Below are 22,280 nucleotides of genomic sequence, written 5' to 3' on the forward strand. Positions count from 1 at the left end.
ATCGGCGGCAGCGGGAATGACTCGAGATGACGGCACCTGGTCGGTGCAGGCGCGCATCCAGGAGGCGCAGCGCCTGATCGCGGAATACCAGCGGGGGCTCGGGGACGGGCGCCTCTTGGACAGCGCGGAGCAACTGCTGCACAGCGTCCGCGGCCCGGTTCCGGCGATGGCCCGTGCGACGGTGACACACACCCTCGGCATCGTCGCCGTTCTGCGCTGGGAGTCCACCGGTCTGCGCGAGCGTCTGGCCGAAGCCGTGACGCTGTTCCGCGTCGCGCTGAACGAGGCAACGGGCCCGGGGTCCGAGCCCGCCCCCGTGTTCCTGGTGAGCCTGGCGCAGGCCCTGCTCCAGCACGGCGGCGGACCGGCGGAGCTCGACGAGTGTGTGACGGTCCACCGGCGGCTGCTGGCCGTGGGCAGCGAGGCCGATCCCCGGTACGTCGATCACCTGCACGGCGCCACCGAGGCGCTGAGGGCCCGGTACCGCTCGACCCGGCAGCGCGCCGACCTGGTGGAGTGCCTGGAGCTGTACCGGCGGGAGGCCGAGCTGCTGCCGGCCGGGGACCGGCTCCGCGCCGAGGTCCTGCGTGCCAGGGCCGGCGCTCTGGACGAACTGTGCCAACGGGACTCCGGACGGCCCGTCGCCGACGAGGCGGTCGCGGCCTGGCGGGCCCTGCTCGCCGTCCCGCCGACAGGTCACCGGGAGCGCCCGGCGGACCGGTTCCGTCTGGGCGCCGCCCTGCTGCGCCGCTACAAGCGCGCTCCGGCGCGGGAGGATCTGGAGGAGGCGGTGCTCGTGCTCGACGCCGCCTATCGGGAGGCGCCGCACCCCGGCGGCGGAACCGTGTCGATGGCGATGGCGCTCTGCGAAGCCCTGACGGCCCGCGCGGCCGTCCGGGAGTCCGGCGGGTCCGCCGCCCACGATCTGGACCTCGCTCTGGCGGTGCTGCGTCACGCGACGGGCGTGCTCGGTCCGGAGAACCCCGACTCGGTCGCCCTCGGGGTGATGACCACCATGACGCTCCGCAGGAAGTACGAGGCGACCGGTGGGATCGAGGTGCTCGACCTGGCCGTCCGGGAAGGCCGCCGGGTGCACGCCGCCGCCCGCAGCGTCGACCGCGGCAACCTTGCCGTCGCCTGCGGAACCCTCGCGGAGGCACTGCTCGCCCGCCACAGACTGACGACCCGCCCGGACGACCTCGACGAGGCGATCGCCCTGTTGCAGGCGGCGACCGCAAGCGCCTCGCCCGCCAACCGCACGGGTCTCGCGCAGACCCTCGCGAACTGTCTGCTCGCCCGGGCGGCGGGCACCCGGCACACCGGCGACGTCCAGGACGCCATCGCCGTCCTGCGCGCGGCCAGGGACGCACTCGGCCCGGGCGACCGGTCCGGCCGGCATGCAGGACTGTCCATGAGTCTGGGCAACGCGCAGCTCAGACTGTTCGAACGTACGGGTGACCCGGCCTTCCTCGTGCGCGCCACCGAGGAGTACGGGGTCGGGCTCGACTCCCTCGACCCCCGTGGTCCGCAGTACCGAGGCGCCCTGGCCGATATGGCCCACGCACTGCGCACCGCTCACGAACTCACCCGTGCCCCGGAACTGCTGGATCTCGCGGTGGGCCACTTCCGCCGGGCCCTGGCGCTCTGCCCGGCGGAACACGAGGAGCGCTGGCTGCACCTCGACAACCTGGGCTATGCCCTGCGCAAGCGGTACGACGCCACCGGCGACCTCGCCGACCTGCGGGAGTGCACAACTCTCCTGCGGGAGGCGGTCGCCACGTTCCCCGCGCAACACCCCGGGCAGATGGCCGGTCGTCACTCGCTCGCCCAGGCGCTGCGCGCGGAGCATCTGCACACCGGAGACCTGGCACTGGTCCGCGAGGCCGCCGAGGTCGCCGCCGCGGCCTCGCGGGTGCTCACCGCCCGGGTGAGCGACCGCATCGTGGCCCTGGACAACCTGGGCCACTGCCGGGCGACCCTGGGCGACTGGCCGGGTGCGGCCGACGCCCTGGGCGACGCCGTGGCGCTGCTGCCGCGACTCGCTTCGCGTGACCGGTTGACCATGGATCAGCACCACGATCTCGGCGGCCTGTCGGGGGTGGCCGGCCACGCCGCGGCCTGCGCGCTCAACGCGGGCCGGCCGGAGCGGGCGCTGGAGCTGCTGGAGCAGGGCCGCGGCATCCTGCTCGGACGCCGGTTGGCGGCCGGCGACGGCCTCGCGCCGCTGTGGGCGGCCGACCCGGACCTGGCTCGCGCCTTCGCCGACCTGCGGCGCGCGTTCGATCCACCCGTCCCGGGCCCCGGTTCCGGTCTTCGTGCGGCCGCGCCCTGGGCGTCCGGCCGGGGCGGCGGCCGCGAGGCCGAATGGGCCCGGCTGCTCGACCGGATCCGCGCGCTGCCCGGTCTCGGCGACTTCCTGCGGCCCGCCACCACCGGCGAACTGCTGGCCGCGGCCGCCGGAACCGCGGTCGTGCTGATCGTGCCCGCCAGGTACCGCTCCGATGCGCTCATCCTGCGCGACGGGCGCCTGGAGGTGCTTCCGCTCCCGGAGTTGACACCGGACGAGGCCGCCGACCGGGCCGAGGCGCTGCACGCGGCCGTCGCCGAGGCGCATGACCTGACGGTCCGGGCAGGCCATCGGCTGGCCGCGCAGCAGACGGTCCGCGAGGTCTTGGACTGGCTGTGGACCACCACCGTCCGGCCGGTGCTCGACCACCTCGGCCACCGCACGCCACCACCGCCGGGCGCGGCCTGGCCGAGGGTCACGTGGTGCCCGACCGGGCCGATGGCGTTCCTCCCGCTGCACGCGGCGGGCACGGATCCCGGCCGGTCCCGGGCCGACCGGGGAAGAGCCCGGCGCGGACCGGACGAGTCGGAGTCCGCGCTGGACCGCGTGGTGTCCTCCTGCACGCCGACCGTCGAGGCGCTGATCCGGCTCCGCTCACGCCCGCCGACCCACCCGGCACGGCGCAAGTCGTGCGTGGTCGCGATGAGCACCACGCCCGGCGGGTTCAGCCCGTTGCCGTCCGCGATCCCGGAGGCCCGGATCGCGGCGGCCTCGCTCCCGAACGCGCGGACGGCGGCGGACGGCGGCGCCAACCGCGCCCGGGTGCTCGCCGAGCTCTCCGACGCCACCCACGCCCACTTCAGCTGTCACGCCGTCGCCGACCCGGCGAACCCCGGGGCGGGGCGGCTGCTCCTCCACGACCACGCCGACCGGCCGCTCACGGTCGGCGACATCTCGGCGATCGGCCTGGACCGGGCCGAGTCGGCCTACCTCTCGGCATGCTCCACGACCCGCCCCGCGCCCCGTCTCGGCGACGAGGCCGTGCACATCACCGGGGCGTTCCTGCTGGCCGGCTTCCGGCATGTCATCGGCACTCTGTGGCAGACGGACGACGCCGCGGCGCTGGAGATCGCCCGGCAGTACTACGCCGCGCCCGGGGCACCGCCGTTCGCGCTGCACACGGCCGTCCGTGCGCTGCGCGACCGCTACCCCCGCACACCGACGCTCTGGGCGGCGCACATCCACACGGGGGCGTGACCCGACGGCGCGCGGACGGACCGTCCGGCCGCCGGGCCGGGGCGCGGCCCCCGGCGTCGGTCATTCCGCGCGCCCACCGCCCCGCAGGCGTGCCAGCGTCTCCCGGGCTGCCACGGTGTCGGGGTGGGCGGCGCCGAGGGCCCGCTCGTGATCGGCCAGCGAGGTCCGGGCCTGGTGTTCCGCCTCGTGGTGGTCGCCTGCTGCGGACAGCATCCTCACGAAGGCGGCCTGCGCCGCCAGGGTCTGCGGATGGCGGACACCGAGAGCCGACCGGTACTCGGCGACCGTCTCGGCCATGACCCGGACGGCCGCATGGGGCTGTCCCTCGCCGAGAAGAGCGTCGGCCAGACCGTGGCGGGCGTGCAGCACCACGGGATCCCTACGGCCGAGTGCCTTCTCGGTGTCCTTCACCAGCCGCTCCGCCAGGCTCACGGCCTCACGGGTCCGGCCGAGGCTGATCAGGACCGTCACATGGTTGCTGCGGGCCTGGAGCGTGGCCGGGTCCGTCGGCCCCTTGGCCCGTTCCAGTCCGGCCGCCGCCGCGGCACAGATCTGCTCCGCGTCGTCGAGCCGCCCCTGGCCGCGCATCGCGCCGACCAGTTTCATCCGGGCGAGCAGGGTCTCCGGGGCGTCCTCGCCCAGCGTCCGGACCATGCCCGCGACGACCGGGCGCAGGACCTGCTCCGACTCCGCCGGCCGGCCGAGCTGGAGCAGGAGTTCCCCCAGGTTCATGCCGCTGACCAAGGTCTCGCGGTCATCCGGGCCCAGAACCCGGCACCTCTTCTCGTACACCACCCGCTGCAGCCGCTCCGCCTCGGTGTACTCGCCGCGGATATGGAGCGCGAACGCCAGGCTGTGTTCACTCGCCAGGGTGTCAGGGTGGTCGGGCCCGAGTGCGAAGCGCTTCGCTGCCAGCAGCTCGCGGTGGATCGTCACCGCCGTCCCCGTCTCACCCTGGTCCACCAGCATCCGGGCGTAGGCGGTACCGATGCGCAGGGTCATCGGGTCGGTGGCACCGTACTCCGCCACGGCCTGGTTGTACCTCACCGCCAGGCTCATCAGCGGCCCGAGCTTCACCTCTATGACGGGCGTTCCGTCCGCCTCCGTCGTGCTCGTCACGGTGAAGGGCTCTTCCGGGCCGCCGCCCTGGCCCGTCTTCCGCTCGGCACCGCCGTTCCTTCCGAAGAACCGACGCCATCCGCCACCGCCCACCGCTGCCCCCTCGGTCTCGGCTCGGCCCGGCCCTGCTTCGGGGAACGCCGCCGTGCGGCCGTCGAGTCCTCCCCCTGGAGCGACCGACCGAACGGGCCGTCCGCACAACGACAAGGTTCTTCCCGCTCCCCGAGGACGGCAATCGGGAGTGCCCGCTCACCTCCTCGGCCGCAGGCTCCGCGTCACCAGCCAGGCCCCGCCCGCCGCGGCCACCGCCAGCGCGACGCCCACCACTGACGCCCCGTCGGAAACCTTCCCGAAAGCGCCGATCGCCCACGCTCCGACGCCCGTGCCGGCGTACATCGTGGAGGTCAGCCAGGCACTGGACGTCGCCCGGTGGGCGGGGGCGAGGGTGCCCGCCAGCGTCTGCTGGTCCGTCACGAAACCGCCGGAGGCGACGAACCAGACCAGCACGCCCAGCAACGAGAGCACCAGCCCAGGACCGGCAACGGCGAGGGCGATGCCGGCGGCCAGCAGCAACGCCCAGACCGGGAGCAGCGGCAGGTCGGTCCGGCCCGCCGCGCGGGCCTTGTCGCCGAGGCGGCCGCCGAGCAGGGAGCCCGCCACGCTGCCGGCGCCGACCAGGATGCCGACCAGGCCGAGGGCTTGGACGGAGAGGTCGAAGCGGTCGCCGAGGACGGCGCCGAGGAAGGTGTAGGCGCCGAGGTTGGCGGCGTTGAAGGCGGTGTTGACCAGCAGGGCGCGGCGCAGGGCGGGGTGCTGCCAGGCGGCGAGGACGGCGCGGACGGCGCCGCTGGGCGACGGGGCGGGCGTGCTGGGGGCGACCTGGCGGAGCAGCAGTGGGACGGCGGCAGCCGTGCCCGCGGCGAGCGCCCAGAACGCGGCGCGCCAGCCCGCCGCGCCGGCCAGCAGGCCGCCGAGCGGGACGCCGACGACCTGGCCGGTGGAGAACAGGGCCATGCCGAGTCCGAGGGCGCGGCCGCGCACCGCGTCGGGGGCGGTCTCGGCGATGTGTGCCCAGATCGCGGGGCCGGCGGCCGCGGCGGCGAGTCCGGCCAGGGCGCGGGAGAGCACCAGCAGGGTGAGGTCGGTGGAGAGTGCGGCGGCGGCGTTGGAGAGGAGGAACAGCGCGGTGCCGGCCAGCAGGGTGCGTCGGCGTCCGAGGCGGTCGCTGGCCAGTCCGAGGAATGGCGCGCAGACGGCGTAGACCAGCACGTACGCGGTGACGGTGGACGCCGTGGCGGCCTCGCCGGCGTGGATCGAGCCGGCGATGGTCGGCAGCAGCGGGGAGACCAGGAAGGTCTCCGTCCCGAACAGGAACAGCAGCGCGAACACCCCGGCGTACCGCCACCGCCGGAACGCCGGTTCGGCCGCCGGTGTCTCCGCCGCGGACTGGGGAAGATCGGACACGTCGCTCACGGCGACCACCACCTCGTCAGCGGCGCGCGGCGCGTCCTCGGACCGCGGACGCCGTCGGCCGCGCGCAGGGGGTACGGAGGTCCGATGCGGCCATCCTGGGCAGCCGCCGGTCCCGCAACCAGACAGGCGTTGGTCCTGTGACCGCCGCTCACACGCTGACGGAGCGCCGCTGTGTGCGCGGCGGCAGGACGCGATAGAAGGGCCGCATGCGTGTTGTTCCGGAGTCGGTGGCGGCGGTGGTGCGTCGCGGTGCCAGGGACCCGTTCGTGGTGCAGACGGTGCGGGCCACGGTGGCGGCGACGCTGGCGTACGTGGTGGCGACCTGGCTGAGCCGGGAGCCGGTGCCGTTGACGGCGCCGCTGACGGCGCTGCTGGTGGTGCAGGTGACGGTGTACTCCACGCTGAAGACCAGCGTGCGGCGGGTCAATTCGGTGGTGGTCGGGGTGCTGATCGCGATCGGGTTCTCCGCCGTGGTGGGGCTGTCCTGGTGGAGCCTGGGGCTGATCATCCTGGCGTCGCTGACGGTGGGGCGGTTCGTGCGGGTGGACGAGTTCGTCCAGGAGGTGGCGATCAGCGCGATGCTGATCCTGGGCGTCTCGCAGGTCACCACGCAGGCCTGGGACCGGGTGCTGGAGACGCTGATCGGCGCGGCCGTCGGCCTGCTGTTCAACCTGGTGTTCGCGCCCCCGGTGTGGGTGGACACGGCCGGGGAGAAGATCGAGGACCTGGCCCGCCGGGCCCGTCACCTGCTGCTGGACCTCGCCGAGGAGTTGGGCCGCCCGGTGCCGGTGGAGCGGGCCGCCGCGCGGCTGCACGAGGCGCGCCGGCTGGACCAGGCGATCGCCGAGGTGGACGGTGCGCTGCGGCAGGCCGAGGACAGTCTGCGGCTGAACCCGCGGATCAGCGAGGGCCTGCTGTCGCGGCTGGTGCTGCGCACCGGCCTGGACACGCTGGAGATCTGCGTGGTGGTGATCCGGGTGATCGCCCGTTCGCTGACCGACCTGGCCAAGCGGCGCACCGTCGACGAGCGGCTGTTCCCGTCGGAGGTCGCGGTGGCGCTGGAGGAGCTGTTCGCGCACATCGGCGGGGCGATGGTGAGCTTCGCGGTGCTGGTCACCACCCAGGTCAGCCGCAACGCGGACGAGGCCGAGCAGCGGCTGACGTCCGAGCTGGCCGCCGCCTGGAGCTGCCGGGAGAACGTCGCCCACCTGCTGCTGCGCCGCATCCAGCAGGACCCGCAGGCCTGGCAGTTGCACGGTGCCCTGCTCGCCGAGGTGGACCGGATCCTGGACGAGCTGGACCTGGAGCACCGCACCCGCCGCCTGATGGAGGAACTCGACCGGGCCTCGGTCGCCGGCCGCGAACGCTTCTCCCGCTTCGCGGGCATCCGCCGCCTGGCCCGCGGCGAACGCCTGCGCCCCCGCCGCCGCCCCCGGCCGGACCGGCAGGCGGCCTGACGCTCCGGCCGGGGACGGCCCGGACCGCCTGCCGGTCCGACGGCGCGTCAACCGTGACGACGGGAGGCGCGCCAGGTGGTGAGCACGCTCGCCGCCACCGCCGTCGTCAGTGACCCGAGCACGGCCGTGGCGAGCGTGGGCAGGTGGCAGGTGCCGGCCGTCCTGCGGTACCTCGGGGCCTGACGGGCCCTCGGGGTGGGGGAGCTCGGCCGTTGGTGCGAAACGTCGTACCGGACCGGAGTGTTGTCGCGGCGGGGCGGCGAAGGCCCGGTGACGCTCGTGGGGTGTCGGCGCGGTGCCGGCAAAAAAACTCCCGTCCACCCTCAGGAGTTCTCCATGGCCTCAACCCTGGCCGGGCGGCGTCTGCTTGCCCTGCGTGCCGGTGTCCTCGCCGGTGCCGCCGCGCTGCCGCTGGCCGCGCCCGCGGTGCCGGCGTTCGCCGCGCCCGGCGACCGCGGCGACGTGAAGATCCACAGTACCGGCGTACCGCTCAACGATCCCCGGGACGAGACGAAGGTCTGCAGGTTCTACCTGGACGCCCTCAACTTCGACACCGTGCCGTTGGTGTCCTGGGAGATCGACCAGCAGCAGCCGGCCGGCACCAAGGCGCTGTCCGGATCGATCGTGCTGACCGCCGGCACCGGACACACCACCAACCTCTCGGTGCCGGACGGCAGTTACAGGCTGACCTGGAGCTTCGTCGGCCAGACCGGACCGGCCCGGCAGAAGACGTTCACGGTCGACTGCGCGTCCGGCGACCCGTCCTCCCCGGCGCCCAACGCGGCCAACGCGCCCGCCGACCCGCCGGGCAACCAGCAGGGCAGCCAGCCAGGAACTCAGCAGGGCGCCCAGCAGGGCAGCCAGCCCGGTTCCCAGCAGGGCTCCCAGCACGGCAGCCAGCAGGGTGACCCGCCGGCCGCGCACCCGGCCACCCAGCCCAAGCACCAGGGCGACATGCCCAAGGGCGGGATCGCGGCCGGTGTCGGCGGCGCCTCGCAGGGCATGAACCCGGCGGAGATCGCCGTCGGCGGCTCGCTGCTCGTCGGGGCCGCCTGGCTGGTGACTCGCCGACTGCGCCGCTCCCGCCGTTGACGGCACCTCGGCGGACTCCCCGCCACCGCCCGGTCCGTGGCGCCGACCCCCTGGTGGTCGGCGCCACGGCCGTGGCGTTGCTGTTCGGCGCCATGCTGGTGCGCGACGGCCTGTCCGGCTCCCAGCCGCCCCCGCCCGGCGCCGCCGCTTCCGTCCCGTCGCACGACGGCGGGCTCGCCGCGGGCTCCCCCGCACTGGCCCCGTCCGCGCCGCGCCGCCTGCGCATCCCGTCGATCTCCGTGGACGCCACCTTCACCGACCTCGGCCTCGACGCCAAGGGCGCGCTGGAGACCCCGCCGGCCGAACGCGCGAACCTGGTCGGCTGGTACCGCGACGGCGCCGCCCCCGGCGAGGACGGCACCGCCGTGGTCGTCGGCCACGTGGACGACCGTCACGGCCCCGGCGTGCTGTACCGCCTCGGCCTGCTGCGCCCCGGCCTGGCCATCAGCGTCACCCGGGAGGACCGCAAGGTCGTCACCTTCACCATCGACCAGGTGCGTTCCTACCCGAAGACCGCCTTCCCGTCCGAAGAGGTCTACGCGAGCACCGGCCGGGCCGAACTGCGGGTGATCACCTGCGGCGGCCACTACGACCACAAGAACGGCTACGACTCCAACACCGTGGTGTACGCCCACCTGACGTCCAGCAGCCCGGCCCCCGCCTGATGGGCCGGGTCTAGCGTTTGACGTCGCGTCGGGCCGCGCCGGTCAGGAACGCCGCACCGAGCAGGGCCGCCGCCAGGGCCGCGACCAGCAGCGGGTTCGGCCCCGCCGGGTGGCCCGCGTCGCGGACGGCGCCCATGAAATCGATCGGGGCGACGTGGTTGATCAGCAGGTACCACAGCGGCAGGTACAGCGCCTGGAACGGACGGTGGCTGCGGGCAAGCGTGCCGAGCCCGAGGGCCAAGGCCGGGACGAACAGTGCACCGGCGAGCCAGTGGGCGGCCCCCGTCGAGTCGCCCGCGACGAGCATCCGCAGCAGCGGGCCGAGGCCGGCCACCGCCGCCAGTGCCACGCCTGACGCCCATTCGGCCAGCAGGCGCAGGCGAGGCGCGGGGTGGGCGGCGAGCAATTCCTCCAGGCCGTGCTCGACCTGCTGGGTGCCCAGGCGGGACCAGATCAGCACCGGCCAGAGCCACAGCACCGGCAGCAGCAGCCCGGTGGCGAGCGGCAGCGGCACCGCGAGGGCGGCCGCGCCGAGCGCACCGGTGACGGCCCACCAGGTCCACGGCACGCCCTGCACCAGGATCCGGGCCTGCCCGGCCAGCAGCCGCCCGAACGCCCCGGACCGGACCGGCGCGGCCGTGGGCAGCGCACCGAAGGGCGCGGGCGCCGCCATCGGTTCGTCGGCCACCGGTTCGTCGGCCACCGGTTCGTGGGCCACCGGTTCGTCGGCCACCGGCGCCGAGGCCGTCCGGCCGGGGTTGCGGGCCGGGTCGAAGCGGCCGAACCACAGCGCGGGCAGCACCGCCAGCACGGCCGCGCACAGGACGATCACCGGCCGGGTCGCCAGGAAGCCGCCGGTGAAGTGCGCGCCGTCCCAGACGAAGGTGTGCAGCGGTTGCGGCACCTGGGTCAGGCCGAGACTGAACTCACCGTCGCCGACCGCGAGTTGCTGCCGGTCGAGGGCGTCGGTGAGGGACTGCGTCAGCTGCTGCACGCCGATCCCGCCGAGCGGGGCGCCGGCCGACTGCCCGCCGATCGCGAGCACCAGCGACAGCACGAACCAGACCACGTTGCCGAAACCGGCCCGCAGCGGCGGCACCGTCTCGAACAGGACGGCGGCCGCGGCGGTCAGCGCGATCAGCGGCAGGGCGATCAGCACGAACGGGCCGAACAGGGCGAGCGGATCGACGGACCGGTCCTCGCCACGGACGAGTTGCAGGACCAGCGCGGTGCCGGCCAGCACGCCGAGCATCGAGCCGAGCACCAGCAGGTTGGCGAGGAACTTCGCGGCCAGGTAGCCGCCGGCGCGCAGCGGGGTGGCGGCGAGGATCTCGCCGACCCGGCCGGCGGCGTCCCGGGCGATGCCGCCGCGGACCACCCAGAATCCACCGACCGTGAGCCACAGCGCGCCGGCCAGGGCGGTCGCGGTGCCGACCCAGGCGCTGTTGTAGACGCCCCGGTTGCCGCCGACGTCGAGGATCACCCAGTGGCTGTCGGCGGCGGGCACCGCGAGGTAGCCGAGTGCGACGGCGGCCAGCAGTGTCACCGCGTACACGGGCCGGCGGACCCGGTCGCGGAAGTCCCCGGCGGCGAGCCGGACGAGCGCGGTCATCGCAGGGCCTCCGGCCGGGCGGGGGCGCCGTGCACGGCGGCCAGGTAGGCGTCCTCCAGGTCGGGCGGCACGGGCACGGCGCCGGGAGTGGGCGGGTGCCCGGCCAGGACCCGCAGGCGGACGCCGTCGGCGGTGCGCACCGCGCGGCCGACCTGGTGGCGGGCCTGCACGGCGGACACCTGGGAGGGTGCGACCAGCGTCTCCCAGACCTGTCCGTCGAGTTCGCGGAGCAGTTGGTCGGGGGTGCCGCGGCGCAGCAGTCGGCCGTGGGCGAGGACGGCGAGGTCGGCGGCGGCCGCTTCGACGTCGGAGACGATGTGGGTGGACAGCAGCACGATCCGGTCGGCGGCGAGTTCGCCGAGCAGGTTGCGCAGCCGGACGCGTTCCTCGGGGTCGAGTCCGGCGGTCGGCTCGTCCACCACCAGCACCCGGGGGTCGGCGAGCAGTGCCTGGGCGATGCCGACCCGGCGCAGCATGCCGCCGGAGTAGCCGCGCAGTGGGCGGCGGACGGCCTCGGTCAGGTTGACGAGTTCGATCAGCTGGTCGATCCGGGCGCGGGCGGAGCGGGCCGAGAGGCCCTTGGCGGCGGCCAGGTAGGCCAGGAACTCGCGCGCCGTCAGGTTCGGGTAGACGCCGAAATCCTGTGGCAGGTAGCCGAGTTCGCGGCGCACCCGATCGGGCTGGGCGAGTGCGTCGGCGCCCCGGTAGCGGTAGCTGCCGCGGGTGGGGCGGGTGACGGTGGCCAGGATCCGCATCAGCGAGGACTTGCCGGCGCCGTTCGGGCCGAGCAGTCCGGTCAGTCCGGGGCGCAGGGTCAGGGTGAGGTGGTCCAGGGCGCGTTTGCCGCCGCAGTACTCCTTCCCGATGCCGTCGAGTTCGATGGTCAGGTCCGTCATGGGTGGGTCTCCGTGGTGCGCGGGGGCGGTCAGCCCTTGAGGTCGGTGGGGCGGCCGTCGCGGGTGACGGCGACGTTGCGGGGCACTTCCACCCGGAACCTGGCCTCGCAGTCGGCCAGACCGGTGCAGCCGGCGTGCAGGTCGAGGGTGCCGTCCTCCAGCGTCCAGCTGAGCTTCTTGCCGCCGACCTGGGCGCCGGTGTCGAACCAGCGGGTGACCTTGACGTCGGTGCGGTCGGCGGGGATCAGGTCGGTGGGGTTGCCGTGCGCCTTGACGTCCAGGGTGGTGCCGGTGAACGCGAAGGTGTGTTCCTCGGGCTCGGCCTCGGAGGCGTCGGCGCAGGCGGTCAGCGGCAGCAGGGCGGCCACCGCGAGGGCGAGCAGGACGGTCTTCGGGTACGGACGTCGGTTCACCGGTTCCTCCGGTCGATTCGGTCGGGTGCAGTGCCGAGCCTCGCCGATCCGGGCGCGCCTGCCATCTGCCGTTCGGCAGATATCCGCCGGGTCTTGGGGTCCGGGCAACGGCCGGTACCGGGTGGCGAGTTCGGCGAGAATGGCGGCCGCCGCCCCGGACCCGGGGCGAGGAGGGGCGGTCATGGCTGGTCGAGGGCCACCCCCGGCTGGGTTTCGGCCTGGGCATCCGCCGCGCGCCCGGCCGCGGCGGGCCCTCGCCCGAGCCGGAGGGCGAGCGCACGCCGTTCCTCGGGATCCTGTGCGAGGACGACCGGTTGCGCGACGCGATCGCCGGCCGGCTCGGCGACAGGCAGTGGGGCGGGTACTGGGCCTGCTGGGAGTACGCCCCGCTCACGCCGCAGCCGGAGGGCGCGGAGTTCCTGCCGCACGCCGCCCGGGAGATCGCCGGGGCGGTCGAGCGGCTCTGGCGCGACCACCTGCCCACCGTCGAGGCGCTGAGCGGATGACCTCACCGCTCGCGTCCGGCCGGTCGCGGGCCGTACTGCCGGGGCTTGGACTCGCGCGGGCAGACCATCCGCCCTGACGCTGGACAGGTGAAGGAGGCGTGAATTCATGATCACCGAAGAACAGATCCGCTCCGTGCTGCACCACCCCGTGCACGACGCCGACGGCAACAGAATCGGCACCGCGGACCACCTTTTCCTCGACGACGCCACCGGCCGGCCGGAGTGGGTCAGCATCAAGACCGGACGGTTCGGGTCCAACCAGTCCTTCGTACCGATCCGCGACGCCGAGATGGTCGGGGACCACCTCCAGGTCCCGTACGGCAAGGACAAGGTCAGACGCGCCCCGAACGTGGACGTGGACAGCGGCGGCCACCTCTCCGAGCAGGAGGAACGCCGGCTGTTCAGCCACTACGGCATCGAATGGGACGATGCCTGGAAGGCGGCCAACGAGCCCGGCGAGGGAGGCTGGGCGCACCGCGACAGCGGGAGCGCGGCCACCACGGGCCGGGCCGGGGGGACGGGTCGGGACGAGACCACCACGGCGGCGACCGCCCCGACCACCCCGACCGCTCCGACCGCCCCGCCCGACACCCCGGCCGCCGGCCGGGACACCTCCACCCGGGTCACCGCCACCAGCGGGGCGGGCACGACCGGCGCCGCGGCCACCGGCGTGGCGGCGACCGGCGGCATGGCGGGTGCCCGGACCACCGAGGCCCGGACGGCTCGGGACGAGACCATGGCCCGGTCCGAGGAGCGGATGCGCGGCCGGACGGGGCAGGACGAGGTGATGACCCGGTCCGAGGAGCGGCTGCACGTCGGTGTCGAGCGGTACGAGACCGGACGCGCCCGGCTGCGCAAATACGTCGTCACCGAGGAGGCGCGGCAGACCGTGCCGATCCGGCACGAGGAGGTCCGGGTCGTGCGCGAGCCGGTCACCGAGGCGAACCGGACCGCCGCGATGACCAGTGAGCCGATCGCGGAGGCCGAGTACGACGTCGTCCTGCACGCAGAGCGCCCGATCGTGCACACCGAGGCCGTGCCGGTCGAGCGGGTGCGGCTGGTGACCGAGGAGCACGTCGAGCAGCGGACCGTCACCGGCGAGGTCCGCAAGGAACGCATCGAGGCCGAGCTGCCCGACGGGACGGCGGCCCGGCGGTCGATGACCGGCGAGGACAAGGGCGGCCCGGCCCCCCGCTGACGGCACCTCGTTCCGGGCCGGGGACCGCGACCGGCCGATCCGGTCGCGGTCCCCGGGCCGTCAGTGGTACACGCCGTAGGAGTCGATCGAGTTGGTGCCGGGCTGCTCCGACGACTCGCAGACGGTGAGCAGCCTGCCCGGGGCCTTGACGAACTCACAGCCGGCGGCGGGACCGGGCGAGTGGCCGTCCGGGCGCGTCAGTGCGCCCTTGACGGTGGGCTGATCGGACTTCAGGTCGTAGGCGATCAGATCCTGGTGGCCGGCGACGCCGCCGGTGGTGTCGCCGTCGGTGACGAACAGCACCTGGTCGGGCGAGATGTCGTCGACCAGACGGTAGATCTTTCCGGCGGGCGTGCGCCAGAGCAGTCTGCCGGTGTTCAGGTCGAGCGCGGCGTAGCCGTGGGTCTGCTGGTACTCGGCGATCAGCAGGTGCTTGTCGGCGACCATCCGGCACCGGCTGTCGAAGTGGAACTTCTCCAGCTCACCGGTGAGTTCGATGAGCTTGCCGGCGCCCTCGTGGGTGAAGGTCTGGATCCAGCGGTGCTCGGAGTCGGTCTCGAACAGCACCGTCACCGGGTCCTCGCCGAGCACCGCCAGGACCTTGCGGCCGTCGGCCGGGTACGAGTCGTTTCCGCCCTTGGTGTCCAGCTGGGAGAAGACCGTCACGCCCTCGCCCGGGCAGTCGCTGGTCATCACGCCGTGGTAGTCGGCGAGCGCGTACCGCTTCGTGCACTCGCCGCTGTGCGGAGCCGGCCGGGGCAGCGGGAGGGTGGTGCCGAGGCGGGCGTCGAAGCGGGTGACTCCGGCCTGTCCGAGGTCCGCTGTGATCATGTTGTCGTTGGCGGTGAGGATCGGCGTGGAGCTCTTGACGCCGCCGGCCAGGTTCTTGGACCACAGCACGGTGCCCGCGTTGGTGTCCACCGCCGCGATCACCGAGCAGTCGCCGCCGCCCGCGTCGTACGCGACGGCGCCCAGCCCGTTGGCGGTCGCCCGCCAGGACATCGCGCACGGCCGGCCCACGTGGTCCGGCGGCTTCAGCGTCCACTTCGGGGCGCCGGTGGCCCCGTCGAAGCCGCGCACCCCGCCGCCGTCGGCGAACACCACGGTCTGGTTGACGGCCCACAGGCCCGGCAGTCCGGTGAGCCCGGTCCCGCTCGGCTGCGTGCGCGGCACGCTCTGCTCCCAGTCCCGGGTCAGCGTGTTGCCCGGCTCCCGGACCCTGGTCGCGGCCGCGTCGCCGCCCTGGTGCCGGAAGTACACGAAACCCCCGACGCCGAGCAGCCCCAGCACCACCACGACCGCCACCACGGCGATCGCCACCGCCGCGCCCCGTCCGCGCGGAGCGGACCCAACCGGCGGCCCGGGCGGGCCGGGTGGCACGGGCGGGCCGGATGGCACGGGCGGGCCGGATGGCCGGCCCCAGCCGGGCGGCGGCGGATAACTGGCGGGCGGCGACGGGTAGTTGACTCCGGGCGGTGGGGGCGGCGGTGCCGGGTAGCCCCCCGCCGGGGGTTGTGGTCCCCAGGGCGGAGGTGGTGCCGCCCCGCCAAAGCCTTCGCCTGCGCCGCCGTTGTTCGTCATGCCCCCGTAGCTTTCTTCGCCGATCCGTCCGGGCGGCGGCACGGTGCGTGTGCCACCGACCGCCGGTAGGGCACGGTAACCAGCCGGTCCGTGACGGGTCGTCAATCCAGGGGTTGACCTTCCCCGGCCCGCTACCGCGCTGGTTGCAGCGCCCCCGTGCGGGTGTCAGGCGGTCGGGTCCCAGAGGCCGCCGGCCTCGCCGCGGGCGAGGTGTTCGGCGTAGACGCCGACCTTCCAGGAGATGACGGAGCGGCACTCCTCGAGTTCCCGGATCCGGGCGTCGACGCGCCGCCGGTGCGCTTCGAGCAGGCCGAGGCGTTCCGCTTCGTTGCCGGGCCCGGAGCGCACCAGCTCGGCGAAGCGCCGGAGTTCGGCCAACGGCATTCCGGATTCCCGGAGTTTGACGCAGATCAGCAGCCACTCGACGTCGAACGCGGTGTATCTGCGACGGCCGCCGGCGGTGCGTCCGACCGGTCCGACCAGCAGGCGTTCGCGCTCGTAGAAGCGCAGCGTGTCGATGCTGAGTCCGGTCCGCTCGGCGACCTCGCCGATGCCGAGCGGCTCCGCAGGGGTCCCGGTGGCTGCCATGGCCGACAGCCTAGGACTTGAGCTGGACCTCGCTCCAGCTCGTAGCGTCCTCGCCATGACCAGTTCTGCCATCACCCGCCCTGCCGTGCCCGCCACCGTTCAGCGGCCGATCGGCTCGCCCTTCTCCGCTGCCAGTACCGCCCAGGACGTGCTGGCCGGCCTCGACCTGTCCGGCACGAACGCCGTCGTCACCGGCGGCTCCTCCGGGCTCGGCCTGGAGACCGCACGTGCGCTGGCCGCCGCCGGGGCCCGGGTCGTCGTCCCGGCCCGACGTCCCGGGCCGGCCCGCGCCGCGCTCGCGGGGGCGGCGGGCTGCGAGGTGGTCCCGATGGACCTGGCCGACCTCGGCAGCGTGCGCGCCGCCGCCGACCGGATCGCCGACGCGCTCCAGAGGATCGACCTGCTGATGGCGGTCGCCGGGGTGATGGCCACCCCCGAGCGGCGCGTCGGGCCGGGCTGGGAGAGCCAGTTGGCCGTCAACCACTTCGGACACTTCGCCCTGGTCTGCGCGCTCTACCCGCGGCTCGCCGCCGCGGACGGCGCGCGCGTCGTGGTCAACAGCTCGGCCGGCCACGCCCTGACCGAATTCCGCTGGCAGGACCCGCACTTCGGTACCGGCTACGACAAGTGGCTGGCCTATGGCCAGGCCAAGACCGCCAACGCCCTGTTCGCCGTCCACCTCGACGCGCTCGGGCGCGGCGACGGTGTCCGGGCCTTCTCGCTCCACCCGGGAAAGATCATCACCGGCCTGCAGCGGGAGATGACCCTCCGCGAACAGATCGACCGCGGCTGGATCGACGAGCAGGGCACGGTGATCGGCGCCGGGTTCAAGACCCCGTCGCAGGGCGCCGCCACCGGCCTGTGGGCCGCCACCTCCCCGCTCCTCGCCGGACACGGCGGCCTGTACCTGGAGGACTGCGAGGTCGCCGGCAGCGCCACCCCGGGAACGCCGATGGACGACGGCGGCGTCCACCCGCACGCCGCCGACCCGGACGCGGCCGCCCGTCTGTGGGAACTCTCCCTCGCCGCGACCGGCGCGCCACCGATCACCCGCTGACGCCCGCCGCCCGCGCCCGGGGGCCTTCGGCACCGGACCTCCGGACGCCGCCGATCACTCGCTGACGCCGCCCGCTCAGGGGCTGTCGCTGCCCGGGGTCACCAGGCCGCTCTCGTAGGCCACCACCACCGCCTGGGCGCGGCTGGTCAGGGCGAGTTTGGACATCACGCGGTTGAGGTGGGTCTTGACGGTGGCGACGGTGACCACCAGGCGGGTGGCGATCTCCTCGTTGGTGAGGCCCTGGGCGACCAGGTGGAGGACGGCGGTCTCGCGGTCGGTCAGGGCTTCGAGGGCGGTGGGGCGCCGGCGGGACGGGTCGGCGCGGCGGGCGAAGGCCTCGACCAGGCGGCGGGTGACGGTGGGGGCGAACAGCAGTTCGCCGCCCGCGATCAACTCGACTGCGGCGAGCAGGCGTTCGGGCGGGGTGTCCTTGAGCAGGAAGCCGCTGGCACCGGCCTTCAGGGCGGCGTAGACGTACTGGTCCAGGTCGAAGACGGTCAGCATGACGACCTTCGGCTTGGGTTCGGCGGCGTCGGCGAGGATGCGTTCGAGCGCGGCGATACCGCTGATGCCGGGCAGCCGGATGTCCATCAGCACCACGTCGGGGCGGCGGCGGGCGGCGAGTTCGACCGCCTCCTCGCCGGTGGCGGCCTCGCCGGCCACCTCCAGTCCGGGTGCGGCGCGCACCAGGGCGGCCAGCCCGGCCCGGATCAGCACCTGGTCGTCCACGATCAGAACGGTCGTCACCCGCACCGTCTCCCCCTGTCGGCGGAACGGCCCTGCGCCGCCCCTAGGGTCTGTCCGGCCGATCTTGTCGGATCAGCGCGCGTCGTCGGGCGCCCGGCTGGGAGTGCCGGCGAACCGTCCTCGTACTGGGTGTACTTGGATGGTTTGCCGGTGCTTCCAGGCGGGATGATCCGGCGGCGCGCGCCCGGCAAGATCGGCCGGACAGACCCTACGCATCGGCCGCCGGAACCGGGAGCGAGAAGGCCACCGCGAACCCGCCGTGCGGCCGGGGGCCGGCCTCCACCGACCCTCCGTAGAGTTTGACGCGCTCACGCATTCCGATCAACCCGAGTCCACCGCCAGGCAGTTGGGTACCGGGGCCGCCACCCGCGCCGTCGTCGGCCACCTCGGCGTCCAGGCGGTCGGGACGGTACCGGAGGGCGACGGTGACCCGGACGGGCGGGCCGGCGTGCTTGATCACGTTGGTCAGCGCCTCCTGGACGACCCGGAACGCGCACAGGTCCACGCCCGGGGCGAGCGGGCGGGGCCGCCCCGTGACGGCGACCTTCACGTCCAGCCCGGCGGCGCGGGCACGTTCGACCAGGTCGTCCAGGCGGTCCAGGCCGGGTGTCGGCGAATAGGGGCCCTCCTCCTCGCCGGACGCCTCGGGGGCGAGCCGCAGCACCTGGAGCAGGCCGCGCATCTCCTCCAGCGCCTCCCGGCTGCTCGCCCCGATCGAGGCCAGTGCCGCCCGCGCGGCGGGCGGGTCGGAGTCGAACACGTAGCCCGCAAGACCGGCCTGCACAGCCAGCGCGGACAGGTGGTGGGCGACCACGTCGTGCAGCTCGCGGGCGATCCGCACCCGCTCCTCGACCACCGCGTGCTGCGCCCGAAGCTCCTGCTCGCTCCTCAACCGCTCGGTCAGCTCGGCCAGTTGGGCGTTGCGCCGGGCCAGGCTCCGGGTGCCGGTGGCGAACAGCCACACCGCGCCCGTCCCGATCAGCGACTGCGCCAGCGACACCTCGACACTCACCCGGGCCGCGAACCCGGCCGCCAGCCACAGGCCCGCCACCACCGCCGCCGCCCCGGCCGCCGACCGGGCCGGGCGGCGCACGATCACGCTGTAGCCGGCCAGCAGCGGCGACCACGGGTTCACCGACGGCTGGTACCCGGCCGCCAGGTACACCAGCAGCCCGGCGGCCGACACCAGCAGCACCGTCCACGGCAGCCGCCGCCGCAGCGCCAGCGGCAGCGTCACCAGCAGGCACAACCCGACCGCCCAGCCGTCGAAGGCCCGCCAGTCCTCGAACCGGTACCGCTCCTGGTACGCCTGCACCGAATAAACGACCGTCACCGCCGCCAGCACCACCGCCAGCACTGTGTCGACCACCAGCGGATCGAGCCGGATCCGCCTCCCACCCATCTGCACACCGGCAGCGTAGACACCCGCCGACCGCGGCACGTCAACCCTGGGGTTGACCCCGGTGCGCACGTGACAGCGCAGGTGGGGGATCGTTGGAGTTCGCACGAACGACTTTTCCGCGGGCCCGGCCCGGCCCCGGAGCACGAGAACGACGAAGGAGACCCCATGATCTTCATCGCGGTGAAGTTCACCGTCCGCCCCGAGCGCAGCGACCAGTGGCTGGACCTGGTCGCCGACTTCACGGCCGCCACCCGCAACGAGCCCGGCAACCTGTTCTTCGAGTGGTCGCGCAGCGTCGAGGAGCCGCACCAGTTCGTCCTGCTGGAGGCCTTCGCCGACGACGAGGCCGGCGCGCAGCACGTCAACTCCGCGCACTTCAAGGACGCCATGGAGAAGATGGCCGGCGCGGTCGCCACCACCCCGGAGATCGTCAACGTCAAGGTCCCCGGCAGCGGCTGGTCCGAGATGGCCGAGCTGCGCCCCACCAACTGACCTTGCCCGGCCCGGTTTTCGGGCACCGGTGCAGGAACGGCCCGTGGCCGCCGGCCGTCTCGGGCGCCGCCGGCAGGATCCGGATGATGGGGATTCGCGCCGGGGGTGCCCGGGACGCCGGGGAGATCGCCCGGCCCCACGTCGAGCCGGGAGCACGCGCATGCGGGGCCGATGCGCGGCGAGTGCCTGTCGGGGCCGCTGGAGCCGAGCAACTCGGCTTGTGACAGCGAAGATTGACGGATCGCTTCCACCTGGCGCCGGTGGAGAACGGGGCGGCGACGTACGTCATGCCGCGCAGCGTGCGCGAGGCGGTGAGCCGGGCGGAGGCACGGTCGGGTTTCTCGGCGGGCGCCGTCGGCAGGATCGGCCCGTGGCCGGCGGCCGTCACCGTTCGCCGCCCGATCACGGCCCGTGCCGCGCGTGGTGGCCGGGCGCTCCGTGGTGGTGCGCCCGGCCCGGGGCGGGCGGGGTGTCCGGCGCGTCCCGGTCAGCCGGCCTCGCGGCGGGCGGGGCCCTGGGCGGTGGCCGCGCGCAGCAGCGCGGCGACCGTGCGGCGGACGGCGGTGCGGCGGGTGGTGGCGGCCCGGAGCAGCCGGGCGTCCACGCAGAGGATCTCGGCCAGCAGCCGCAGGCCCGGGTCGGGCGCCGACAGGCGGGCCGGCACGGGCGGCTCGAACTCCTCGTCCAGTTCCCGTAGTTCGTCCGGTCCGTACTGCTCCGGGTTGCCCAGCAGGGCCAGCCAGCCGAGGTACAGCGCCCGGTGGTCGCCGGCCGCCAGGCCCGCCCGGACGCCGGCCAGCCGCTCCAGCGGGTGGTCCGCCCTGGCGCCGCGTCCGGCGAAGTCGGTGCGGAACGCGATCAGGCCGTGTTCGCCGACCGTCCACGCCTCGGCGCCGTACTGCTGGGCGAGCTCCGGCGGAACGCCGCCGCCGGGCAGCCGGAGGATCACCTCGCGGGTGCCCCAGGGCGAGGCGGCGAGGTGGATGTCGAAGTGGCGTTCCATCAGCCGCCTGGGGTCGGTGCGGAACACCCCGATCGCGGTGCTGGTGAGCAGCGCCTCCCCCGCCGGGCCTTCGACGGGACGGGCGTCGTCAACGGTGAAGAACCGGTACGTCATGCCTTGCTGCCTCGCCTCGGTGCGGGAGCGGTCGCCGGGGCGCGCGCCGGTGCCGCGGTCGGTTCCCGGTGTCACAGCTGCGCGACGCCGTCGAGCAGCCGGCCGATTTCGGCGTCGGTGTTGTAGTAGTGCACCGAGGCGCGGACCACCTCGAGCGGCTTCTGCGCGCGGGTGTCGAACCTGGCGGCGGACGGCCGGGACACCATGGCGGTCACTCCGGCGGCCCGCAGGCCGTCCACCAGGTGCTGGGCGTCGCGGCCGTCCTTGGTGAAGGTGACGATGCCGCTGCGGACCTGCCCCCGGTCGTGCACCCGGACGCCGTCGAGCCCGGACAGGCCCGCGCGCAGCCGGTCGGCCAGGGTGTCGATGCGCTCCCGGATCGGGTCGAGGCCGAGGTCGAGGGCTTCGTCCACGGCCGCGCCGAGGCCGAGCAGGTCGGCGTAGCCGCGCTCCCAGCTCTCGAAGCGGCGGGCGTCGGGGCGGATCTCGAAGGTGTCGGGGCCGGTCCAGGTGGCGGCGTGCAGGTCGAGCACCGGCGGGTCGAGGCTGGTCACCACGTCCCGGTCGACGTACAGGAAGCCGGTGCCGCGCGGGCCGCGCAGGTACTTGCGGCCGGCGGCGGACAGCAGGTGGCAGCCGATCTCCCGGACATCCAGCGGGAGTTGGCCGGCCGACTGGCAGGCGTCCAGCAGGTAGAGCGCGCCGGCCCGGCGGGCCAGCGCGCCGATCTCGGCGGCGGGCTGCACCAGGCCGTCGTAGGTCGGCACGTGGTTGACGGCGACCAGCCGGACGCCGCCCTGGTCGAGCATCTCGGCGAGGGCGTCGAGATCGACCTGCCCGTGCTTGTCGTCGGGGATCGGTTCGACGGAGACGCCGAAGCGCTGCTTGGCCTGAAGGAACGCCAGGCCGTTGGACGGGTATTCGCTGCGCGAGGTGAGGATGCGATCGCCGGGGCGGAACGCGATGGCGTAGAACGCCATGTCCCAGGCCCGGGTGGCGCTGTCCACCAGGGCGATCTCCTCGGGCCGGGCGTTCAGCAGGCGGGCCACCGAGGCGTACACCGCCTCCACCCGCTCGCTCTCCCGCTCGGCCGCCGCGTAGCCGCCGATGCGGTTCTCCAGTATCAGGTGGTCGATGACGGTGTTGGTGACGCGCTCGGTGCGCAGCGCGGACCCCGCGTTGTCGAAGAACGCGGTCTCGGTACAGCCCGGCGTCCGTGCCCGCAGGTGCGTGATGTCCATGGTGCCAACTCTCGTTCGGGCGGGCGCGGTCGCCCACCGCCGCGCTACTCCTACCCCGCGCACGGCGGCGGGCATGCCTG

19 protein-coding genes are annotated in these 22,280 nt (G+C 74.4%); 8 read left to right on the top strand and 11 right to left on the bottom strand.

Annotated features, from left to right (window positions below):
• Nucleotides 1-16: 16 nt before the first annotated feature.
• Nucleotides 17-3,544: a CHAT domain-containing protein gene (locus ACFV18_RS00945; protein ID WP_380478037.1), complete on the top strand. Its 3,528-nt coding sequence runs from the start codon at nt 17-19 to the stop codon at nt 3,542-3,544.
• A gap of 60 nt (nt 3,545-3,604) precedes the next feature.
• On the opposite strand, the gene ACFV18_RS00950 is transcribed toward ACFV18_RS00945, so the two are convergent.
• Nucleotides 3,605-4,663 carry a tetratricopeptide repeat protein gene (locus tag ACFV18_RS00950; protein WP_380478038.1) on the bottom strand — a complete coding sequence of 353 codons (1,059 nt, stop codon included), beginning with the start codon at nt 4,661-4,663 and terminating at the stop codon, nt 3,605-3,607.
• Nucleotides 4,664-4,912: 249 nt separating this feature from the next.
• Nucleotides 4,913-6,136, bottom strand: a complete 1,224-nt coding sequence (locus tag ACFV18_RS00955) for an MFS transporter (RefSeq protein ID WP_380478039.1) — start codon at nt 6,134-6,136, stop codon at nt 4,913-4,915.
• A gap of 206 nt (nt 6,137-6,342) precedes the next feature.
• Here ACFV18_RS00955 and ACFV18_RS00960 point away from each other — a divergent pair, with 206 nt between their 5' ends.
• From ACFV18_RS00960 to ACFV18_RS00970, 3 genes are all read left to right on the top strand, one after another.
• Nucleotides 6,343-7,593 (top strand): aromatic acid exporter family protein, encoded by a 1,251-nt coding sequence (locus tag ACFV18_RS00960; RefSeq protein WP_380478040.1) that lies wholly within the window; start codon nt 6,343-6,345, stop codon nt 7,591-7,593.
• Between the two features lie 336 nt (nt 7,594-7,929).
• On the top strand, nt 7,930-8,685 hold the full coding sequence (locus tag ACFV18_RS00965) for a hypothetical protein (RefSeq protein WP_380478041.1): 756 nt from the start codon (nt 7,930-7,932) through the stop codon (nt 8,683-8,685).
• Nucleotides 8,682-9,350 carry a class F sortase gene (locus ACFV18_RS00970; RefSeq protein WP_380478042.1) on the top strand — a complete coding sequence of 223 codons (669 nt, stop codon included), beginning with the start codon at nt 8,682-8,684 and terminating at the stop codon, nt 9,348-9,350. The genes ACFV18_RS00965 and ACFV18_RS00970 overlap by 4 nt, the downstream gene beginning before the upstream one ends.
• Nucleotides 9,351-9,360: 10 nt before the next feature.
• Here ACFV18_RS00970 and ACFV18_RS00975 read toward each other — a convergent pair whose 3' ends face one another.
• Genes ACFV18_RS00975 through ACFV18_RS00985 form a run of 3 tightly spaced genes read right to left on the bottom strand, consistent with a single transcriptional unit; the run spans nt 9,361 to nt 12,271 of the window.
• Nucleotides 9,361-10,962: a hypothetical protein gene (locus ACFV18_RS00975; protein ID WP_380478043.1), complete on the bottom strand. Its 1,602-nt coding sequence runs from the start codon at nt 10,960-10,962 to the stop codon at nt 9,361-9,363.
• Nucleotides 10,959-11,858, bottom strand: coding sequence for an ABC transporter ATP-binding protein (locus tag ACFV18_RS00980; protein WP_380478044.1), 900 nt, complete (start codon nt 11,856-11,858; stop codon nt 10,959-10,961). Before ACFV18_RS00980 ends, ACFV18_RS00975 begins: the two co-directional genes overlap by 4 nt.
• Before the next feature lie 29 nt (nt 11,859-11,887).
• The gene (locus tag ACFV18_RS00985; RefSeq protein ID WP_380478045.1) at nt 11,888-12,271 is read right to left on the bottom strand and encodes a hypothetical protein; all 384 of its coding nucleotides are present in this window, start codon (nt 12,269-12,271) and stop codon (nt 11,888-11,890) included.
• A gap of 314 nt (nt 12,272-12,585) precedes the next feature.
• Between ACFV18_RS00985 and ACFV18_RS00990 the strand changes: the two genes are divergently transcribed.
• Both ACFV18_RS00990 and ACFV18_RS00995 read left to right on the top strand, forming a co-directional pair.
• Nucleotides 12,586-12,777, top strand: a complete 192-nt coding sequence (locus ACFV18_RS00990) for a hypothetical protein (RefSeq protein WP_380478046.1) — start codon at nt 12,586-12,588, stop codon at nt 12,775-12,777.
• A 106-nt stretch (nt 12,778-12,883) separates the two neighbouring features.
• Complete coding sequence (locus ACFV18_RS00995; RefSeq protein ID WP_380478047.1) at nt 12,884-13,975, top strand: PRC and DUF2382 domain-containing protein; 1,092 nt, start codon at nt 12,884-12,886, stop codon at nt 13,973-13,975.
• Nucleotides 13,976-14,035: 60 nt separating this feature from the next.
• Here the strand turns inward: ACFV18_RS00995 and ACFV18_RS01000 are convergent, their stop codons facing one another.
• A complete protein-coding gene (locus ACFV18_RS01000; RefSeq protein WP_380478048.1) occupies nt 14,036-15,295 on the bottom strand; it encodes a PQQ-binding-like beta-propeller repeat protein in 1,260 nt (419 codons plus the stop codon).
• Between the two features lie 426 nt (nt 15,296-15,721).
• Nucleotides 15,722-16,144 (bottom strand): MerR family transcriptional regulator, encoded by a 423-nt coding sequence (locus tag ACFV18_RS01005; protein WP_380478049.1) that lies wholly within the window; start codon nt 16,142-16,144, stop codon nt 15,722-15,724.
• A gap of 55 nt (nt 16,145-16,199) precedes the next feature.
• On the opposite strand from ACFV18_RS01005, the gene ACFV18_RS01010 reads away from it, so the two are divergent.
• A complete protein-coding gene (locus ACFV18_RS01010) occupies nt 16,200-17,201 on the top strand; it encodes an oxidoreductase (protein ID WP_380478050.1) in 1,002 nt (333 codons plus the stop codon).
• Between the two features lie 75 nt (nt 17,202-17,276).
• Here the strand turns inward: ACFV18_RS01010 and ACFV18_RS01015 are convergent, their stop codons facing one another.
• Entirely contained in the window at nt 17,277-17,948 is a 672-nt protein-coding gene (locus ACFV18_RS01015) for a response regulator (protein ID WP_380478051.1), read from the bottom strand.
• A gap of 208 nt (nt 17,949-18,156) precedes the next feature.
• Complete coding sequence (locus ACFV18_RS01020) at nt 18,157-19,350, bottom strand: sensor histidine kinase (protein ID WP_380478303.1); 1,194 nt, start codon at nt 19,348-19,350, stop codon at nt 18,157-18,159.
• Between the two features lie 165 nt (nt 19,351-19,515).
• Here ACFV18_RS01020 and ACFV18_RS01025 point away from each other — a divergent pair, with 165 nt between their 5' ends.
• Nucleotides 19,516-19,842, top strand: coding sequence for a putative quinol monooxygenase (locus ACFV18_RS01025; RefSeq protein WP_380478052.1), 327 nt, complete (start codon nt 19,516-19,518; stop codon nt 19,840-19,842).
• Between the two features lie 487 nt (nt 19,843-20,329).
• On the opposite strand, the gene ACFV18_RS01030 is transcribed toward ACFV18_RS01025, so the two are convergent.
• On the bottom strand, nt 20,330-20,959 hold the full coding sequence (locus ACFV18_RS01030) for a hypothetical protein (protein WP_380478053.1): 630 nt from the start codon (nt 20,957-20,959) through the stop codon (nt 20,330-20,332).
• 71 nt (nt 20,960-21,030) lie between these two features.
• Complete coding sequence (locus ACFV18_RS01035) at nt 21,031-22,200, bottom strand: aminotransferase class V-fold PLP-dependent enzyme (RefSeq protein ID WP_380478054.1); 1,170 nt, start codon at nt 22,198-22,200, stop codon at nt 21,031-21,033.
• Nucleotides 22,201-22,280: the final 80 nt, after the last annotated feature.

The sequence above is a fragment of the Kitasatospora sp. NPDC059673 genome, assembly GCF_042734215.1.
Lineage (GTDB): Bacteria > Actinomycetota > Actinomycetes > Streptomycetales > Streptomycetaceae > Kitasatospora.

Coding starts and splice junctions, on each gene's coding strand:
- ACFV18_RS00945 (WP_380478037.1), top strand. CDS start 17: ATGACTCGAGATGACGGCACCTGGTCGGTGCAGGCGCGCATCCAGGAG.
- ACFV18_RS00960 (WP_380478040.1), top strand. CDS start 6,343: ATGCGTGTTGTTCCGGAGTCGGTGGCGGCGGTGGTGCGTCGCGGTGCC.
- ACFV18_RS00965 (WP_380478041.1), top strand. CDS start 7,930: ATGGCCTCAACCCTGGCCGGGCGGCGTCTGCTTGCCCTGCGTGCCGGT.
- ACFV18_RS00975 (WP_380478043.1), bottom strand. CDS start 10,962: ATGACCGCGCTCGTCCGGCTCGCCGCCGGGGACTTCCGCGACCGGGTC.
- ACFV18_RS00980 (WP_380478044.1), bottom strand. CDS start 11,858: ATGACGGACCTGACCATCGAACTCGACGGCATCGGGAAGGAGTACTGC.
- ACFV18_RS00995 (WP_380478047.1), top strand. CDS start 12,884: ATGATCACCGAAGAACAGATCCGCTCCGTGCTGCACCACCCCGTGCAC.
- ACFV18_RS01005 (WP_380478049.1), bottom strand. CDS start 16,144: ATGGCAGCCACCGGGACCCCTGCGGAGCCGCTCGGCATCGGCGAGGTC.
- ACFV18_RS01010 (WP_380478050.1), top strand. CDS start 16,200: ATGACCAGTTCTGCCATCACCCGCCCTGCCGTGCCCGCCACCGTTCAG.
- ACFV18_RS01020 (WP_380478303.1), bottom strand. CDS start 19,350: ATGGGTGGGAGGCGGATCCGGCTCGATCCGCTGGTGGTCGACACAGTG.
- ACFV18_RS01025 (WP_380478052.1), top strand. CDS start 19,516: ATGATCTTCATCGCGGTGAAGTTCACCGTCCGCCCCGAGCGCAGCGAC.
- ACFV18_RS01030 (WP_380478053.1), bottom strand. CDS start 20,959: ATGACGTACCGGTTCTTCACCGTTGACGACGCCCGTCCCGTCGAAGGC.
- ACFV18_RS01035 (WP_380478054.1), bottom strand. CDS start 22,200: ATGGACATCACGCACCTGCGGGCACGGACGCCGGGCTGTACCGAGACC.